The 17224-nt window shown below is 72.2% G+C and carries 16 protein-coding genes; 11 read left to right on the top strand and 5 right to left on the bottom strand.

Features of this window, described 5'->3' with window-relative positions; all coding sequences use genetic code 11:
• The first annotated feature begins 131 nt into the window (after positions 1-131).
• Positions 132-698 (top strand): cysteine hydrolase family protein, encoded by a 567-nt coding sequence (locus ABH940_RS06775; protein WP_370104693.1) that lies wholly within the window; start codon positions 132-134, stop codon positions 696-698.
• A gap of 20 nt (positions 699-718) precedes the next feature.
• Here the strand turns inward: ABH940_RS06775 and ABH940_RS06770 are convergent, their stop codons facing one another.
• Positions 719-2950: an MFS transporter gene (locus tag ABH940_RS06770; RefSeq protein WP_370104691.1), complete on the bottom strand. Its 2232-nt coding sequence runs from the start codon at positions 2948-2950 to the stop codon at positions 719-721.
• A 316-nt stretch (positions 2951-3266) separates the two neighbouring features.
• On the opposite strand from ABH940_RS06770, the gene ABH940_RS06765 reads away from it, so the two are divergent.
• Positions 3267-3650 carry a hypothetical protein gene (locus ABH940_RS06765; protein ID WP_370069343.1) on the top strand — a complete coding sequence of 128 codons (384 nt, stop codon included), beginning with the start codon at positions 3267-3269 and terminating at the stop codon, positions 3648-3650.
• A gap of 213 nt (positions 3651-3863) precedes the next feature.
• On the opposite strand, the gene ABH940_RS06760 is transcribed toward ABH940_RS06765, so the two are convergent.
• The 3 genes from ABH940_RS06760 to ABH940_RS06750 form a co-directional block, all read right to left on the bottom strand.
• Positions 3864-4514, bottom strand: a complete 651-nt coding sequence (locus ABH940_RS06760) for a response regulator (protein WP_370069345.1) — start codon at positions 4512-4514, stop codon at positions 3864-3866.
• Positions 4502-5749 carry a sensor histidine kinase gene (locus tag ABH940_RS06755; protein WP_370104689.1) on the bottom strand — a complete coding sequence of 416 codons (1248 nt, stop codon included), beginning with the start codon at positions 5747-5749 and terminating at the stop codon, positions 4502-4504. Before ABH940_RS06755 ends, ABH940_RS06760 begins: the two co-directional genes overlap by 13 nt.
• An 84-nt stretch (positions 5750-5833) precedes the next feature.
• Positions 5834-6760: an aminoglycoside phosphotransferase family protein gene (locus ABH940_RS06750; RefSeq protein WP_370104687.1), complete on the bottom strand. Its 927-nt coding sequence runs from the start codon at positions 6758-6760 to the stop codon at positions 5834-5836.
• Between the two features lie 159 nt (positions 6761-6919).
• Between ABH940_RS06750 and ABH940_RS06745 the strand changes: the two genes are divergently transcribed.
• From ABH940_RS06745 to ABH940_RS06720, 6 genes are all read left to right on the top strand, one after another.
• Positions 6920-7492 (top strand): redoxin domain-containing protein, encoded by a 573-nt coding sequence (locus ABH940_RS06745; RefSeq protein WP_370066664.1) that lies wholly within the window; start codon positions 6920-6922, stop codon positions 7490-7492.
• A 36-nt stretch (positions 7493-7528) separates the two neighbouring features.
• Positions 7529-7897: a muconolactone Delta-isomerase family protein gene (locus ABH940_RS06740; protein ID WP_370067105.1), complete on the top strand. Its 369-nt coding sequence runs from the start codon at positions 7529-7531 to the stop codon at positions 7895-7897.
• Positions 7897-8946: an alcohol dehydrogenase catalytic domain-containing protein gene (locus tag ABH940_RS06735; RefSeq protein WP_370066666.1), complete on the top strand. Its 1050-nt coding sequence runs from the start codon at positions 7897-7899 to the stop codon at positions 8944-8946. Before ABH940_RS06740 ends, ABH940_RS06735 begins: the two co-directional genes overlap by 1 nt.
• A gap of 92 nt (positions 8947-9038) precedes the next feature.
• On the top strand, positions 9039-10088 hold the full coding sequence (locus ABH940_RS06730; protein ID WP_370104685.1) for a nitronate monooxygenase: 1050 nt from the start codon (positions 9039-9041) through the stop codon (positions 10086-10088).
• A gap of 396 nt (positions 10089-10484) precedes the next feature.
• The gene (locus tag ABH940_RS06725) at positions 10485-11834 is read left to right on the top strand and encodes a globin domain-containing protein (RefSeq protein ID WP_370066670.1); all 1350 of its coding nucleotides are present in this window, start codon (positions 10485-10487) and stop codon (positions 11832-11834) included.
• On the top strand, positions 11831-13117 hold the full coding sequence (locus tag ABH940_RS06720; RefSeq protein WP_370104683.1) for a nitric oxide synthase oxygenase: 1287 nt from the start codon (positions 11831-11833) through the stop codon (positions 13115-13117). Before ABH940_RS06725 ends, ABH940_RS06720 begins: the two co-directional genes overlap by 4 nt.
• Before the next feature lie 43 nt (positions 13118-13160).
• Here ABH940_RS06720 and ABH940_RS06715 read toward each other — a convergent pair whose 3' ends face one another.
• Entirely contained in the window at positions 13161-14357 is a 1197-nt protein-coding gene (locus ABH940_RS06715; protein WP_370104681.1) for a M48 family metallopeptidase, read from the bottom strand.
• Between the two features lie 154 nt (positions 14358-14511).
• Between ABH940_RS06715 and ABH940_RS06710 the strand changes: the two genes are divergently transcribed.
• From ABH940_RS06710 to ABH940_RS06700, 3 genes are all read left to right on the top strand, one after another.
• A complete protein-coding gene (locus ABH940_RS06710; protein ID WP_370104679.1) occupies positions 14512-15360 on the top strand; it encodes an SAM-dependent methyltransferase in 849 nt (282 codons plus the stop codon).
• Between the two features lie 154 nt (positions 15361-15514).
• Positions 15515-15916 carry a YciI family protein gene (locus ABH940_RS06705; protein ID WP_370066676.1) on the top strand — a complete coding sequence of 134 codons (402 nt, stop codon included), beginning with the start codon at positions 15515-15517 and terminating at the stop codon, positions 15914-15916.
• A 10-nt stretch (positions 15917-15926) separates the two neighbouring features.
• Positions 15927-17216 (top strand): RNA polymerase sigma factor, encoded by a 1290-nt coding sequence (locus ABH940_RS06700; RefSeq protein WP_370104677.1) that lies wholly within the window; start codon positions 15927-15929, stop codon positions 17214-17216.
• Positions 17217-17224: the final 8 nt, after the last annotated feature.

Here is a 17224-nt window from a genome sequence, read left to right as displayed (position 1 = left end):
CGGCGTTGCGCCGACGGCTCTGACGGGCCGTCCGGGCACCGCCGTAGCGTTGCCGCGCGGCGCGGTCGGACCTGGGCCGGCGCGGAGGAATCAGACAGAGGATTGAGGAATACTCAGGAATGAGGACAGCCATGGGCGTTGCCCTTCTGGTGATGGACGTGCAGCAGGGCACGGTGGAGCGGTTCGGGGACGAGGTCCTGCTGGACCGTCTGGCGCGGGCTGTCGCCGCCGCCCGCGGGGCGAGGATCCCGGTCGTCTTCGTCCGGGTGGCGTTCCGGCCCGGCTTTCCCGAGGTGAGCGCGAACAACCGCACCTTCAGCCTGCTCGTCGAGACCGCCGGCGACGCTTTTGGTGTGGACAGTCCCGGCACCCGCATCCATCCGGCGGTCGCGCCGCTTCCCGGCGAGCCGGTCGTGCTGAAGAAGAGGGTGAGTGCCTTCGTCGGCAGTGACCTGGACGTGGTGCTGCGGTCGCTGGGCGTGTCCCACTTGGTGCTGACCGGGATCGCCACCAGCGGGGTGGTGCTCTCCACCCTGCGGGAGGCCGCCGACCGTGACTTCCAGCTGACGGTCCTGGCGGACGCCTGCGCCGACGGGGACGCGGAGGTGCACCGGGTGCTGACCGAGAAGGTGTTCCCGCGGCAGGCCGACGTTGTTTCGGTGGCGCAGTGGGTGGACGATCTCGCCGCCCACCGTTAGCTGATCCGTCAGCCGATCCGTTAGCCGATCGGGGTCCGGTCGTCGGGGGCGGCAGCGTCCTGGGCCGGCTGGTCCAGGAGCAGTTCCAGGACGTCCAGGGCCGACCGCAGGGCTTCGCGCTGCTCGGCCGTCAGCCGCCCGATGCGGTCGGCGAGCAGTTCCGAGCGCTCCTGACGCAGCCTGGCCAGCAGGGCCAGGCCCTGCGGGGTTGCTGTGACCAGGAACGAGCGGCGGTCGTCGGGGTCGGGTCGGCGCTCGATCAGGCCGCCGTAGCTGAGCGCGGTCAGGGTGCGGGTCATCGACGGGGCGGCGACGCCCTCCCGGCTGGCCAGTTCGCCCAGCCGCAGCGGGCCGTGTTCCTCGATCCGGGCCAGGGCCGAGAGTTGGGAGAGGTTGAGGTCCTGGCTGTGGGACGCCTGGGCCATCTGCCGGTAGAGCCGGGCGATGGCCAGGCGCAGCCGGGTGGTTTCGGTGTCCTGGCCGGTCGCGGGCTGGACCATGACGGTGTGACCTCCTGTGCCGGTTTCGGGGGTTCGGGACGGGGCGGTCCGGCCCCGGATCATTGAAGTGGCCGCTGCCACCAGGGACATGGCGATGGCGAGGGTGAACACCACGACCAGGCCGTTGTGGAACGGGCCGGAGATCAGGTGCGGGAAGAACGCGCGTCCGGTCAGCAGGCTCTGGTTGGCCGCCGGGAGCTGTCCGAGCACGTGCGGTCCGAGCAGTTGCTGGATCGGGTTGTAGCCGAGGAACGCGGCGAAGAGGGTGCCGACCGGCGGCAGGGCGGCGACCCGGGCGGCGTCGGCGGCAGGCACGCCCTGGGCGGTGAGGCCGGAGCTGAGCGTGTGCGGGAGTGAGCCGGCCAGGCCGGCGATCATGAGCGAGAAGAACACGCCGATCGAGAGCACCATGCCGGCGTTCTGGAAGGTGGCGCGCATGCCGGAGGCCGCGCCCCGGGACTCGGCCGGGACGCTGGACATGATGATGGAGGTGTTCGGGGCGGCGAACAGCCCGCCACCGACCCCGTTCAGGAAGACCAGGAGCGCGAAGACCCAGTAGCTGAAGTCCGTGGGCAGCAGCAGCAATCCGGCGAAGGACACGGCCATGACCACGAACCCGGAGGCGGCGAACAGTCGGGCCCCGAACCGGTCGGACAGGTGCCCGGCCACCGGACCCGAGGCCAGGAAGCCGATGGTGAGCGGGATCAGGTAGATGCCCGCCCACAGCGGAGTGTCCGCGTAGTTGTAGCCGTGCAGCGGCAGCCAGATCCCCTGCAGCCAGATGATCAGCATGAACTGCATGCCGCCGCGGGCGACGGAGCCGAGCAGCGCGGCGGCGTTGCCTCCGGCGAAGGCGCGGTCACGGAAGAGCCGCAGCGGGAACATCGGCTCGACGACCCTGGTCTCGACCAGGCAGAAGAGGACCAGCAGAGCGGCGCCGCCGACCAGTCCGCCCAGGACCAGCGGGTTGGTCCAGCCCATGGTGCTCCCGCCGTAGGGCTGGATGCCGTAGGTGATGCCCGCCAGCAGCACGGTCAGGCCGACGCCGAAGGTGATGTTGCCCCACCAGTCGATACGCGCGGGCCTGCGGATGCCGGTCTCATGCAGGGAGCGGTACGCCCACACCGTGCCCAGCAGCCCGATCGGCACGTTGACCCAGAAGATGCTGCGCCAGTCCCACTGCGCCAGCAGGCCGCCCAGCACCAGTCCGATGAACGAGCCGGCGATACCGGCCACCATGTTGACGCCCAGCGCCATGCCGCGCTGACTGGAAGGGAACGCGTCGGTGATGATCGCGGCGGAGTTGGCCATGAGCATGGCCCCACCGATGGCCTGCAGTACCCGCCAGCCGATCAGCCACAGGGCCCCGCCCGCGCCGTGCAGCGGGTCAAGCGAGAGGATCACCGAAACCACGGTGAAGATCAGGAACCCGGAGTTGTAGATCCTCACCCGGCCCCACATGTCGCCGAGCCGGCCGAGCGTCACCACCAGCACGGCGGTGATCAGCATGTAGCCCATCAGCATCCACAGCAGGTAGCTGACGTTGCCGGGTCCGAGGGGGTTGAGATGGATCCCGTTGAAGATGGCGGGGAGGGAGATCAGCACGATCGAGGCGTTGATCGTTGCGAGCAGCGTGCCCAGGGTGGTGTTGGACAGGGCGATCCACTTGTACCGGGGGTGGTCCGCCGCGGACCACGGCGGCTGCCGGTCCCTGGGCTGCCGCGCCGGTCCCGGCGCGCTCGCCGTCCCCATCAGCCACCGCCTCCCACCGACCCGAAGTAGTTAGCGCACGTGAACTAAGTATCCGCCTGGATGGGCTCGGGCCGCCAGAGTGGGGAGGACCACGGATGGGAGGGTGGTGGCAGTGTCCGCCGCCCCTGCGGATCGGCCGGCGCGCCTCGGCGGCGAGCGCCCTTGACGGTGGGCGGCCCTGACGGTGGGCGGCCGGGAACGGCGCCCAGCCACAGACCAGCGAAGATAAAGAACAAGCTCAGGCAACGTGCGCCCTGTTCCGTCGGACAGGGCGGCGGCAGGTGGCTGTTGGACGCGGTCCACGTAGTCTCGCGGGGTGCATTCTCATCTGAGCTTCGAGAACCTTCCTGCACTGCCCCGCGAAGTGGTGGTCGAGGCGTTGGAGCGGGCTCTGCGTGACCGATCGGTGGAGGGCGAGGCGGCGGGAGTCCTCGTCGGGACCGCGCTGAACGACGGCGACGCGGAGTTCGTCGAGCACTGGTGCGTGCAGGTCGGGAAACGGGCTGTGCCGGGGAGTCCGTTGCTCGGGCTGGCTGGCCTGTGCTTGGGGCACGTCGCTCGACGCTTCGGGCGTCTCAGTGATGAGGCCCTGACGCTGGCGCAGTCACTGGCGGCGCGGGCCGAGGCGGACCCGACGGACGTGGACGGTCGGGCCGTGGACGGGTATGACGACGTCCGGAGCTTCCTGCACCTGTGGTGATGCCGTCTGTCGCCGTGGCAGGTCAGCCGGCGTTGGCCCTGCCTACGAGGGCTAGGCGGCTCCGGGCAAGGGGGTCAGCTGATCGCGTCGGCGAACGCGGTAGGCGGTCGCCAGGTGGAGCAGGTGGCCCTTCGGTCGTCGTCATCCGCGCACTGGATCGGCGGCCGCCGACACCGGTGGGCACTGGTGATCAGTATCCGGCTGATGGGAAGGTCAGGCCCGGGACGCTCCGAGGAACCGCAGCACGGCCAGGACGCGGCGGTGGTCCGCGTCGACCACGGGCAGGTCAAGCTTGGCGAAGATGTTGTTGATGTGCTTCGCCACGGCGCTCTCGCTGACCACCAGCGCCTGCGCGATGCCGGCATTGGAGCGCCCCTCGGCCATCAGGCCGAGCACCTCCCGTTCGCGGGGGGTCAGCCGCGCGAGCGGGTCGCTGTCGCGCCGCAGCAGCAACTGGGCGACGACCTGCGGGTCCAGGGCCGTGCCCCCGTCCGCCACTCGCCGGACCGCCGCCACGAAGTCGGCGACATCGGCAATCCGCTGCTTGAGCAGGTAGCCCACACCGCTGGTGTTCGCAGACAGCAGGTCAGCCGCGTACCGCTCCTCCACGTACTGCGAAAGCAGCACCACCGGCGTCCCGGGCCAGCGCCGACGGATCTCCATCGCCGCCCGCACCCCCTCGTCGGTGAAGCCGGGCGGCATCCGGACGTCGATCAAGGCGAGTTCGGGCCGGTGCTCCTCCACTGCCGCCAACAGCCCCTCCGCGTCGCCGGCTTCCGCGGCGACCTGGAACCCGCCCATCTCCAGCACCTTGATCAGGCCGACCCGCAACAACACCGAGTCCTCGGCGATCACCGCGCGCACGGCAGCTCCGCGGTGATGGTGGTGGGCCCGCCAACGGGGCTGCTGACGTGGAAGGCCCCGTCGAGGGAGCCGACCCGCTTGGCCAGCCCGGTCAGCCCCGTGCCGGCGGCGGCGTCGGCACCGCCCAGCCCGTCGTCGGTTACGCGGACTCGCAGCACCTCGCCGACCTGACGGACTATCACCTCTGCACGCATCGCGTTGGCGTGCTTCGTTGCATTGGTCAGCGCCTCGGAGATCACGAAGTACGCGACTGACTCCACCTTGGGCGCCACCCGCTCCTCCAGATCGACCCGCAGCCGCACCGGCAGGGGCGTGCGGGCAGCCAGCCCGGACAACGCCGCGTCCAGACCTCGGTCTTCGAGCACGGCCGGGTGCAGCCCCCGCACCAGGTCATTGAGTTCGGCGATCGCCTCCTTCGCCTCCAGGTGCGCTCTCGCGATCACCTCGCGGGCGTCACTCGGCAGGTCCGGGCGGGTGGCGATGGCCAGACCCAGGTTGACCGCGAGAGACACCAACCGCTGCTGGGTGCCGTCGTGCAGGTCGCGCTCGATCCGGCGGCGCTCCGCGTCGACGGCCTCGATCAAGTCGGTCCGGCTCACGGCCAGCTGATCGACCCGCTCCTGGAGCCGCTGCGCCTGGCTGGGCCCGAGCAGGCCCAACGCCAGCCGCGCCTCGGCCCGGGCTACTGCCCGCGCGGTCCAGGGCAGGGCGCACAGGAGGAGGAGTCCAGCCGCCGTGTAAACCGGCAGCTCGGTCAGGTAGCCGAACCAGTCCTGGCGGATTCCGGTTGGCAGCGCCCATGTCCAGGCGTAGACGCTGACGCCCGCCAGGCCCGCCGCCGCGAGCACGAGGACCAACAGCTCCAGCAGCGCGAGCAGCGGGCCCAGCAGGAGGTGGTAGCCGATCTTGCGCCAAGGCCGCGTCGCGGCGAGCCACCGGGCGGTCGAGGCCCACGTCCGTTGTTCCGGCGCGATGGGGGTGAGCCGGGGGACGTCCACACCGATGAGCGCCCGATAGCGGGCCCGCTGAACGGCCGTCAGTACCGGGGTGCCGAGCAGGATCAGTGCGGCCGACACGGACACCGTCAGGAGCCAGTTCCCAGTCTCGGCGGTAGTCGTCGCCGCCCAGGCCCACACGGGCACCAACGCCAGGTGCGGCGGCACACCGGCGGCCAGAAAGCCGGTGTCCCGCCGTGCCCGAAGGGCCGAGCGTCTCACCCCCGCCGGAATCGTCATGGCACCACGCTAGGGCACCGTAGGAGGGCGGTGCCATGAAGCCTGTACCCGCTCTCATGGTGAACCTAGTAGGACAGACGATGCTCATGGGGCCGTCGTGCCATCCGTCACCTCGGCGATCACATGGCGGGCGATCGCGGCCATGACCGGGTTGGTGACCCGGTAGTAGCGCAGCTCCAGCAGCGCGGTCGACAGCGCCCAGCCGCGTCCGCGCGCCCAGCTGGCGTCGTCCGCCTCGGCGGGGGAGACGGCCGCGACGGCGGAGCGGAAGGCGGGGCGCGCGTGGCGGGGCAGCACGTACCAGGCGGTGATCAGGTCGACCGCGGGGTCGCCCAGCCCGAGACAGCCGAAGTCGATGACCGCGCTGAGGCGTCCGTTCGCCACCAGGACGTTGCCCGGCTGCAGGTCCGCGTGGATCCACACCCTCGCGCCGGGCCACTCGGGGGCGGCGAGCGCGGTCTCCCAGACGGCGGTCGCCGCGTCGACGTCGATCGGTTGGTGCAGTTCGCCCACCTCGTGCAGGTCCGCGATCGCGCCACGGGTGACCGCGTCGCGGGCGGAGAGGGGTTCGGCGCGGTAGGAGGCAGGGCCGCCCTCGGGGTCGATCCGGTGCAGGCTGGTGACGAACGCGGCGAGGTCGGTGGCCACCTGCCCGCCGGCCTGCCCGACGGCCGGGTTCACGCCGTCGAGCCACCCGTAGACGGACCAGGCCCAGGGATAGCCCTCGGCAGGCGTCCCCACGGCGAGCGGAGCCGGGACCGCGCACGGCAGTTGCGATGCCAGCCGCCGCAGCCAGGCCTGCTCCTTGTCGATGTCGGCGGCGGCCCCGGCGATCCGCGGCAGCCGGACGACCATCTCCTCGCCCAGCCGGAACATGGCGTTGGAGGTCCCCGCCGAGTCGACCTGCTCGACGGGCAGCCCGGCCCACTGCGGGAACTGGTCGGCGACCAGCCGACGGACGAGGGTCAGATCGATGTCCCTCTCGTGCGCGTGCATCTTTTCGGCGGCCATGGGGCCATCCGACCGTTTGCGCGCGGAACGGGTCAACTCATTTGGGCCGCTCATTCGGGCCGCGCGGCCAGACGCCGTATGTCCCGCACGCCGCGCGGCGGACGCGTCCGGCGGGCAGACTGCCGAGTGGCCCGTCCCGACGACGCGAGGGATCCTGACATGCGAGCCGACATCGTGCCCGGCGGGGTCTTCCCCGACTACGAGCTGACCGACCACACCAAGGCCCGTCGACGGCTGAGCGAGATCCAGGGCATCGATCCGATGATCCTGATCCTGTCCCGGGGCCACTTCTGCCCCAAGGACCACCAGCAGCACCTGCAGTTGGCGGCGCACTACCCGGAGATCGCCGTGGCCTACACGCAGGTCGTCACCATCGCGACCGACAACCTCTTCGAACTCAACGAGTTCCGCGCCTCGGTCGGCGCGCAGTGGACCTTCCTCTCCGACATCGGGCGCAAGGTGCAGCGGGACCTGGAGATCCAGGAGTACACCGACAGCCACCACGACCCGATGGTCCCGCACACCCTGGTGCTCAAGCCGGGCCTGGTCGTGCACAGCGTCTACAACGGCTACTGGTACTGGGGACGTCCGTCGATCGAGGACCTGCGCCGCGACCTGCGCCACGTGACCAGCGAGATCCGCCCGGACTGGGACCCGAGCCTTCCGGAGCTCCGCGCCGCCTGGGAGGCGGGCGACCACAGCAAGCACTACCCCTATCAGCCCCACCAGTGAGCCCTGTTCGTGAGCCTGACGAGTGAGGGAGCCGTGATGCGGGAGTTTCTGGTCGAGATGACCACCGTGATCCCCGAGGGAACCGCCCAGGAGGAGGTGGACCGGCGGCGGGCCGCCGAGCGGGTGCGGGCCGGGGAGCTGGCCGCCACCGGGCACCTGTTCCGGCTCTGGCGGCCGGTCGGCGAAGCGCGCAGCATCGGCGTCTGGTGCGCGGAGGACGAGGCCGACCTGGAAGAGAGCGTGCTCGGGACGCTGCCGCTGCGGCCCTGGATGACCGCCGTGGTCACCCCGCTCGAGTCGCACCCCAACGACCCCGGCCTGGCCGGGAACCACCCTGCGGCCGAGAACCATCCAGAGGCCGGGATCCACCCTGCGGCCGGGAACCACCCTGAGGAGGACCACTGATGACCACCTACCGAGTCGCCCAGGCAGCACAGCAGGGCGGTCCGCTGGAGCTCGTGGAGCGGGAGGTGCGGCAGCTGGGATCGGGGCAGGTCCGGGTCGCCGTCGACGCGTGCGGGATCTGCCACAGCGACGCCGGCTTCGTCAGCGGCGGCTTTCCCGGCCTGCGCTTCCCTCTCGTCCCCGGCCACGAGATCGCCGGACGGATCGAGGAGCTCGGCGAGGGAGCCGCCGGTCCGCAGGGTCCGCGCGGGACGGAGACGGTCTGGCGCGTCGGCGACCGGGTCGCGGTCGGCTGGTTCGGTGGCAGTTGCGGCTTCTGCCCGGCGTGCCGGAGGGGCGACTTCGTCGTCTGCAGCCGCCTTCAGGTGCCCGGCTGGGCCTACGACGGCGGCTATGCCGACGAGGTGGTCGTGCCGGTGGACGCGCTGGCCCGGATCCCGGACGAGCTGAGCGCCGCCGAGGCCGGACCGCTGGCCTGCGCCGGGGTGACCAGCTTCAACGCCCTGCGGCACAGCCCGGCCCGTCCGGGCGACCTGGTCGCGGTGCTCGGCCTGGGCGGCCTTGGGCACCTGGGTGTCCAGTACGCGGCGGCGATGGGTTTCGAGACCGTGGCCATCGCCCGCGGCGGGGACAAGGCGGCGTTCGCCCGGCAGTTGGGCGCGCACCACTACGTCGACAGCACGGGCGACACACCGGTCGCGGAGGCACTGCAGGCGCTGGGCGGGGCCAGGGCGGTGCTGGCGACGGCGACCAGCTCCGCGGCCATCGCGGCGGCGATGGACGGGCTCGGCCCGCGCGGCGAGCTGATCGTGGTCGGGGTGGACACCGAACCGCTGGGCATCACCCCGGTCCAACTGGTGCTGCACGGCAAGGTCGTGCGCGGTCACCCGTCCGGCACGGCGCAGGACGTGGAGGACACCATGCGGTTCAGCGCCCTGCACGGCATCCGGCCGATGGTGGAGCTGATGCCGCTGGACCAGGCACAGGCGGCCTACGACCGGATGCTCTCGGGCGCGGCCCGGTTCCGGATGGTGCTCAGCGTCCGGTAGAGCTTGCCCGGTCGAGCCTGTCTGGCCGAACCTGTCTGGCCGAGCCTGGCCGGACGCAGCCCGGCAGGACCGGAACTGTGAAGGAGACCGCCGTGACCTCGCCCCTCGCCGCTCTGGGAGCCCTCGGAGCCGCACTGCCGATCGTCGCGGCGCCCATGGCGGGCGGTCCGACCACGCCGGGGCTGGTCGTCGCCGCGGCGCGGGCCGGTGGCCTCGGCTTCCTGGCCGCCGGGTACAAGACGCCGGAGGCGGTCGCCGAGGAGGTGGCACAGGTGCGCGCGGAGGGGGTGCCGTTCGGGGTGAACGTCTTCGCGCCCAACCCCGTGCCCGTCGACCCGGCCTCGTTCCGCCGCTACGCCGAGGCGCTGGCCTCGGAGGCTCGCGCCGTCGGGCTGGAGCCCGAAGCCCTGGTCGCCGGGCGCATCGTCGAGGACGACGACCGGTGGGCGGAGAAGATCGACCTGCTGCTCTCCGACCCGGTGCCGGTGGTCAGCTTCACCTTCGGGATTCCCGAGACGGGTGTCGTCGCCGCGCTGCGGAAGGCGGGCAGCGTCGTCGTACTGACCGTCACCTCCGCGTCGGAGGCGGAGCTCGCGGCGGCGGCCGGGGCGGACCTGCTGGTCGTCCAGGCGTCCGCGGCAGGCGGGCACTCGGGCACGTTGACGCCCGAACTGCTGCCCGCCACCACGGCGTTGACGGAGCTGGTCGGGCAGGTGCGCGCGGTGGTCGGGCTGCCGCTGATCGCCGCCGGAGGTGTGGCGACGCCGGAGACGGTGGCCGAGGCGCTGGCCGCCGGGGCGGTGGCGGTCGCGGTCGGCACGGTGCTACTGCGCTCGGACGAGGCGGGGACCTCCGCACCGTACCGGGCGGCGCTGGCCGATCCGGCGCGTCAGGAGACCTTGGTGACCCGCGCCTTCACCGGGCGTCCGGCGCGTGCGCTGCGCAACCGGTTCACCGACCGGTACACCGTGATCGCCCCGGACGGCTATCCCGCGCTGCATCACCTGACCAGCCCGGTTCGCCGGGCGGCGGTCGCGGCGGGCGACGCGGAGCGGATCAACCTCTGGGCGGGCACCGGCCACCGCCATGCGACGGACGAGCCCGCCGCGCGCATCCTGTCCCGGCTGGTCGGGCGGGCGTGACCGGGGTATGACCGGGGGTGTGACCCGATTCACCCCGCTGAGGCCGCTTTGGCCCCATTGCCACTGAAATCGCATGACCGCTGAAGTCGCGGAGTCGGCGGCCCGGTTGGGCTGACTTCACAGAACCTCCACGGAAAAGACAGCCGTTCGCCCCCAAGTGAAGGTATTTCGCAGAAGGGAACACATGTGCCCACGGCGCGTTGACGCCCTCACGGCCTGAACTAGTGTGAGCGGACCCCCGCAGCTCACCCCCTCAGGTGTCGACCGGCCTTCGGCACATGAGGCAAACCTTCAGTCTGTTCCCTAAGGACCTCCAGGCGTGAACGTCTCGTTGCTCCACCCCCACGGCGTGGGATCTCGTCCTGTGCACCGGAACCGGAATGTCGAGGGCCGTCGGTGAAATTCGGACGGCGCAGGGCCAGGCCGGGAGAGGTCGACGACTGGTCCCCTTCCGAGGAGTTGGACCCGCTCGGTCTGGGCATGCGGCCCGAGGTCCCCGAGACTCCCGTGATTCCGGCGCAGTACACCCCGGACTCCCTGTACGAGTACGGCTTCGAGGAGCCGGCCACCCCGCCGCCGCTGACGGACCGGGAGGTCGCGCAGCTGCGCGCCAGCCTGGAGCTGGTCAGTCCGCTGGCGTCCGACCTGACCGTGTACTTCTACGCGATCCTGTTCCAGCGGCACCCCGAGGTCCGGCAGCTCTTCCCGGCCAACATGGACGTCCAGCGGGACCGGCTGCTGCGCGGCCTGCTGCGGATCGTGGACCTGGTCGACGACCCGGACAACCTGGTGCGCTTCTGCGCCCGACTCGGCCGCGACCACCGCAAGTTCGGCACGCTGGCCGGTCACTTCCCGGCCGTCGGCGACGCGTTGCTCGACGCGCTGGCCCGCTTCGCCGGGGACCGGTGGACGCTGCAGCTGGGCGACATCTGGGCGCGCGCGTACGGCGTGGTCGCCCAGGTGATGATCGACGCGGCGGAGGAGGACGCGGCGCTGGGCCCGGCCGTCTGGGAGGCCGACATCATCGCCCACCGCCTGCGCGGACCGGGCATCGCCGAGATCACCCTGCTGCCGCGCGCGCCCTACCCGTTCGCCGCCGGGCAGTACGCCGCCGTCGAGACACCGTGGCAGCCGCGGATGTGGCGGCACTACTCGCTCGCCAACGCCCCGCGCGACGACGGCACGTTGACGCTGCACGTGCGCGCCGTGGAGGGCGGGCAGGTCAGCCCGGCGCTGGTGCACCAGGCACAGCCCGGCCACGTGCTGCACCTCGGCGCGGCACAGGGTGAGTTGACGCTGGACCCGCAGATGGAGCGCGACCTTCTCTGCGTCGCCGGAGGGACCGGGTTGGCCCCCGTCAAGGCCCTGGTCGAGCAGGTCGCGAAGAACGGCGGCGAGCGCTTCGTCGACGTGTTCATCGGCGCGCGTACCTCCGAGGAGCTCTACGGGTTCGACGACATGCTGAGGCTGGCGCAGCGCAACCACTGGCTGTCGGTGCGCGCCGCCGTCTCGGACGAGCCCATCGCCGGGCTCAACGGCTCGCTGCCCGAAGTGCTGCGTCAGTTCGGGCCGTTCCACCGGCACGAGGTCTACCTGGCCGGGCCCAGCGAGATGGTCACCACCGCGGCGCAGACCCTCGTCCGCCAGGGCGTGCGGCGCGATCGGATCCACCACGACCCGTTCGACGTACCCGTGTTGGAAGCCGCGCTGCTTCCCGGTCGGCTCCACGCGGGGGTGCCCGCATGACGACCACCGCGGCAGGCGGGGACGTGCTGACGGCCGCCGCCTCCTTCGTGCGCGACTTCGACCGCGAGTACCCGGGGGCGATCGACCCCCGGGCGCGGCTGCGGGAGATCGAAGCCTCGGTCACCGCCTACGGCACCTACAGCCACACGCCGGAGGAGCTCGCCCACGGCGCTCGCGTGGCCTGGCGCAACTCCGCGCGCTGCATAGGACGGCTCTACTGGAACAACCTGATGGTGCGTGACCTGCGCCATATCAGCCATCCCGACGAGATCGCCCGCGAGTGCTTCGAGCATCTGCGGATGGCCACCAACGGGGGCCGGGTGAGACCCGTCATCAGCGTCTTCGCACCGGACCTGCCGCACCGCCCGGCCGCCCGCATCCTGGGTGAGCAGCTCGTCCGCTACGCCGACGACCCGGCGAGCACCGAACGCCGGGCCCTGGCCAAGGACTTGGGCTGGAAGGGCGGCGAGGAGCGGTTCGAGGTGCTGCCCCTGCTGATCCAGACCTCGCCGGACCGGGCTCCGGAGTTCTACGAACTCCCCGACGACGTGGCGCTTGAGGTTCCGCTGTCGCACCCGTACCACTTCGGCTTCGCCGAGCTGGGCCTGCGCTGGTACGCGGTGCCCGCGGTGTCGGACATGACCCTGGAGATCGGCGGCATCACCTATCCGGCCGCGCCCTTCAACGGCTGGTACATGGGCACCGAGATCGGCTCCCGGAACCTCGCCGACACCGACCGGTACAACCTGCTGCCGACCGTCGCCGCGCTGTTCGGCCTGGACACCCGCAACGAGCGCACCCTGTGGCGCGACCGCGCGCTGGTGGAGCTGAACCTGGCGGTGCTGCACTCGTTCCAGGAGGCCGGGGTGACCCTGGCCGACCACCACAGCGAGTCCGAGCGGTTCCTGGCCCACATCGAGCGCGAGGAGCGCCACGGACGACGGGTGCCCGCCGACTGGACGTGGATCGTGCCGCCGCTGTCGAGCGGCTCGACCGCGGTCTTCCACCGCTACTACGACCCGCCGGACCCGACGGCCCGCCCGGCCTTCCTGCGCCGGCCCACGCCGTGGGCGGCGGCCCGCCCCGACGGCTGCCCGTTCACGGGCGGCGGGGGCGGCGCCGGGCACCCCGGGGGCGAGGTCGGCTACGGCGGTGGCGAGGCCGGGTACGGCGGGGGCGGCGCCGGGTACGCCGGGGGTGCTCAGAGCTCTCGCGGTCGTCACAGCGGCAACGGTCATGGCGGCAGCGGTTTCGGGGGCGAGGACCTGCCTGCGGGCTGGTGAACACAGACCCCGTGTCCGCCCGGCTGCCCTCGGGCGGACACGGTCAGCCCGCCGCCGGGCCCCCGTCGGGAGTGACCAGCGGCGGGGGCTCGGGCAGACCGTGGGCGACGGCCCAGGCGCGGGCGTGGGCGATGCGGTCGACGGTGGTCGGATGGCTGCCGAAGAGCAGCGCCGCCAGCCGATGCGGCTCCAAATCCGCCAGGTTGAGCACCGCGAGCCTGCGCTGCATCGCGACGACCGTCCCCGGCTCGCGCGTCAGGTCCAGCGCGAAACCGTCGGCGCGGGTCTCCACGCGGCGGCTGAAGACCAGGTGGAGCGGCCCGACCAGGGTGCCGAAGACCGTGGCCAGGGCCAGCACCAGGGCCAGCGAGCGGGGATCGTCGGCCCGGTCGACACCGGCCGCGTCCAGCAGCGCGGGCCAGTGCAGCGCGCCCGCGACCACGCCGACGGTGGCGGCGGCGTGCACGGCGCCGAGCAGGGTCCCGGCCGGCACGTCACGGTGGGCGGCGTGGCCGAGTTCGTGCGCGGTCACCGCGGCGACCTCCTCCGGCGGCGCCTGCTCGACGGTGGTGTCCCAGACCACCACGCGCCGGGTGCGCCCGATGCCGGAGACGTACGCGTTGGTCGCGGTCGTCCGGCGGGAGGCGTCGCTGACCAGAATGTCCCGGACCGGCACCCCGGATGCCGCCACCAGCGTCGTCAGGCGGTGGCGCAGCTCGCCGTCGGGCAGCGGCGTGAACCGGTTGAAGAGCGGCTCGACCAGCACGGGCAGCAGGAACGAGAAGAGGAGGACCAGCACGGCCGCGCCGACCGCCGCCAGGATCCACCAACTCCCGGGCAGCGCCCGCATCGCCGCGTAGAGGGCGACCGCGATCCCGGCGAAGAGGACCGCGCCGATCGCGAAGGACTTGGCCGCGTCGGCGGCGAAGAGCCGCCAGGAGCGCGTGGACAGCGACCAGCGCCGGTTGATCCGCTCCGTCCGCGCGGAGACCGGCAGCGCGAGCAGCCAGGAGACCAGCTGCAGGGCGACCGCGCCGAGCGCGGCGGTGGCGATCCAACTGCCGCCCGCGAGCTGCCCGGCGGCGTGGACGAGCCCGGCGCCGAGCGGGGTGAACCCCAGCACGCAGGGCGCCACCAGGCCGAGCGCCGCGGAGGTGTAGCGCAGTGGCATCACCGCGCGCTTGCGCGCGCGGGAGCGGTCGATCTGCTCGGGGGTGAAGTCGTCCTCCGGACCACGCATGCGTCCAGTGTGGGGCGTCGCCTCGACCTGCGGAAATCCGGTGCCCAAAGGGTGTGGAAAACGGGCGCGATCCCGGTCGCCGGACGCCGAGCTGACGCACCACCACGCTTTGTGGTTCAGTGTGGGTCGGCAGCAAGGCAACGGGAGGGTACGGGTGGAAAGTCCCAAGGTCGAGGCATGGAGTCTCCCTTCGCAGCAGGAGTCGATGCCCAAGGTCGATCTGCGCACCGACATCGCGCACTCGGCCCGGGTCTACGACTACATGCTGGGCGGCAAGACCAACTTCCCGGCCGACCGTGAGGCCGGTGACCGGATCCTCGCGGAGTGGCCCGAGGCCCGGGACTCGGCGCGTGCGGCCCGCGCCGTGATGCACCGGATGGTGCACCGGCTCGCCGAGGTGCACGGCATCCGGCAGTTCCTGGACATCGGCACCGGGATCCCGACCGCGCCCAACGTCCACGAGATCGTCCAGGCCGTCGAGCCGAGCAGCCGCGTGGTCTATGTCGACAACGACCCGATCGTCCTCGCCCACGCGCGCGCCCTGCTCTCCAGCACGCCGGAGGGCCGCACCGCCTACGTCGAGGGCGACCTGCGCGATCCCGACGCGATCCTGGCCGACGTGGAGAAGCGGGGCACGCTGGACTTCACCCGGCCGGTCGCGCTGACCCTGATCAACCTCGTCCACTTCTACTCCGACGAGGCCGTCCAGGAGCTGGTGCCCCGGCTCCTGGCCCCGCTCGCGCCGGGCAGCTTCCTCGCGCTGACCGCCGGTACCGCCGACGCCGCGCCGAAGCGGGCGGAGATCGCCTCGCGCCGCTACACCGAGGCGGGCATCGAGAACCACCTGCGCACCCGCGTCCAGGTGGAGCGCTTCTTCAGGGGTCTGGAGCTGGACGAGCCGGGCGTCGCACTGATCAATCACTGGCACCCGGACGTCGACGACGAGACGGTCCTCCCGGACGACGAGACCATGGCCTACGCGGGCATCGGCCGCAAGGCGTAGCCGAGGCGTCCAGCGCGGGGCCGCGCAGCGGCGGCGCGGCGTAGAAATATTTCTCGCGGAATCTCGTCGAGGATGTCGAAAGCACGGGGCGTGCTTCTACCTACCCGTGAGAGCCAGCCCCGTCGGGGCGGGCACGACGACGAGGAGCGGGACCATGAAGTACATGCTGCTGATGCAGTTCAGCGAGAAGAACGTCGACTTCCCCGCGATCTTCGAGTGGAAGCCGGAGGAGATCCAGGCGCACATCCGGTTCATGAAGGAGACCAACACCGCCCTGGCCGCCTCCGGCGAGCTGGTCGACGCGCAGGGACTGGCCATGCCGGACACCGCGCGGATCGTCCGCTCGCACAGCGGCGGCGCGCCGGTGGTTACCGAGGGCCCGTTCCCGGAGTCGAAGGAGTGGGTCGCCGGCTGGTGGATCGTCGACTGCGAGACCGAGCAGCGGGCCATCGAGATCGCCGCGGAGGTCTCGGCCGCGCCCGGCCCGGGCGGGCGGCCGATCAACATGCCGATCGAGGTGCGTCAGGTGATGGCGGCGCCGCCCACCGAGGTGTGAGCATGGCCGGGTGACCACGCACGAGCCTGCCGATCCGGCCGACCTGGCCGATGCTGTCGACGACCTGCTGCGCACGCTCGCGCCGCAGGTCGTCGGCGTGCTGACCCGCCGTTACGGGGACTTCGCCGCGGCCGAGGACGCCGTGCAGGAGGCGATGCTGGCGGCGGCGACGCAGTGGCCGAAGGAGGGGCTGCCGGACAACCCGCGCGGCTGGCTGGTCCAGGTGGCCAACCGGCGGATGACCGAGCAGGTCCGGAGCGAGCAGGCACGGCGTCGGCGCGAGGAGCTGGTGGCCGCCCGGGAGCCGGGCGACCGCCGCTCCGCGCCCGGCGCGGACGCGGTATTCGAGGGAACGGGTGAGGAGGGCGCGCAGGACGACACCCTCGCGCTGCTCTTCCTCTGCTGCCACCCGGCCCTCTCCCCGGCGTCCGCCATCGCGCTGACGCTGCGTTCGGTCGGCGGTCTGACGACGGGCGAGATCGCCCGCGCGTTCCTGGTTCCGGAGGCGACCATGGGACAGCGGATCTCGCGTGCCAAGCGGGGCATCAAGGCCTCGGGCGGCACCTTCCGGATGCCGGACGCGGCCGAGTTCCCGGCCCGGCTGGACGCGGTGCTGCACGTGCTCTACCTGATCTTCAACGAGGGCTACGCCAGCAGCACCGGCGCCGAACTGCGCCGGGTCGAGCTCTCCCGGGAGGCGATCCGGCTCACCCGGGCCGTCCACGCGCTGCTGCCGGACGACGCCGAGGTGGCGGGCCTGCTCGCGCTGATGCTGCTGACCGAGGCCCGTGGCCCGGCCCGCACCGGCCCGGACGGGGAGGTGGTCCCGCTGGCCGAGCAGGACCGCGCCCGGTGGGACGCGGCGGCGATCGCCGAGGGCGTCGCCCTGATCACCGCCGCCCTGCCGCGCGGCCCGGTCGGCCCGTACCAGGTGCAGGCGGCGATCGCGGCGGTCCACGACGAGGTGCCCAGCGCCGACGAGACGGACTGGCCGCAGATCCTGGCCCTCTACGGCGTGCTGGCGAGGATCTCCGACAACCCGCTGATCACCCTGAACCGCGCGGTCGCGACCGCGATGGTGGACGGCCCCGCGGCCGGGCTCGCCCTGCTGGCCGACCCGCCGCCCGAATTGGCCGGTCACCACCGGCTCTTCGCGGTCCGCGCCCACCTGCACGAGCTCGCGGGGGAGCGCGAGGCCGCGATCGCCGACTACCGCGCCGCCGCGCGGCGTACGGCGAGCCTCCCGGAGCGGCACCATCTGAGCCTCTGCGCGGCCCGGTTGGCGGACTCGGCAAGCTGACCATCCGT

Origin of the sequence: Streptacidiphilus sp. BW17, from assembly GCF_041262485.1 — a bacterium.
In the GTDB taxonomy this organism is placed as follows: domain Bacteria; phylum Actinomycetota; class Actinomycetes; order Streptomycetales; family Streptomycetaceae; genus Streptacidiphilus.
This window is presented reverse-complemented; position numbering and strand designations above follow the sequence as displayed.

Coding starts and splice junctions, on each gene's coding strand:
- ABH940_RS06775 (WP_370104693.1), top strand. CDS start 132: ATGGGCGTTGCCCTTCTGGTGATGGACGTGCAGCAGGGCACGGTGGAG.
- ABH940_RS06770 (WP_370104691.1), bottom strand. CDS start 2,950: ATGGGGACGGCGAGCGCGCCGGGACCGGCGCGGCAGCCCAGGGACCGG.
- ABH940_RS06755 (WP_370104689.1), bottom strand. CDS start 5,749: ATGACGATTCCGGCGGGGGTGAGACGCTCGGCCCTTCGGGCACGGCGG.
- ABH940_RS06750 (WP_370104687.1), bottom strand. CDS start 6,760: ATGGCCGCCGAAAAGATGCACGCGCACGAGAGGGACATCGATCTGACC.
- ABH940_RS06745 (WP_370066664.1), top strand. CDS start 6,920: ATGCGAGCCGACATCGTGCCCGGCGGGGTCTTCCCCGACTACGAGCTG.
- ABH940_RS06740 (WP_370067105.1), top strand. CDS start 7,529: ATGCGGGAGTTTCTGGTCGAGATGACCACCGTGATCCCCGAGGGAACC.
- ABH940_RS06735 (WP_370066666.1), top strand. CDS start 7,897: ATGACCACCTACCGAGTCGCCCAGGCAGCACAGCAGGGCGGTCCGCTG.
- ABH940_RS06720 (WP_370104683.1), top strand. CDS start 11,831: ATGACGACCACCGCGGCAGGCGGGGACGTGCTGACGGCCGCCGCCTCC.
- ABH940_RS06715 (WP_370104681.1), bottom strand. CDS start 14,357: ATGCGTGGTCCGGAGGACGACTTCACCCCCGAGCAGATCGACCGCTCC.
- ABH940_RS06705 (WP_370066676.1), top strand. CDS start 15,515: ATGAAGTACATGCTGCTGATGCAGTTCAGCGAGAAGAACGTCGACTTC.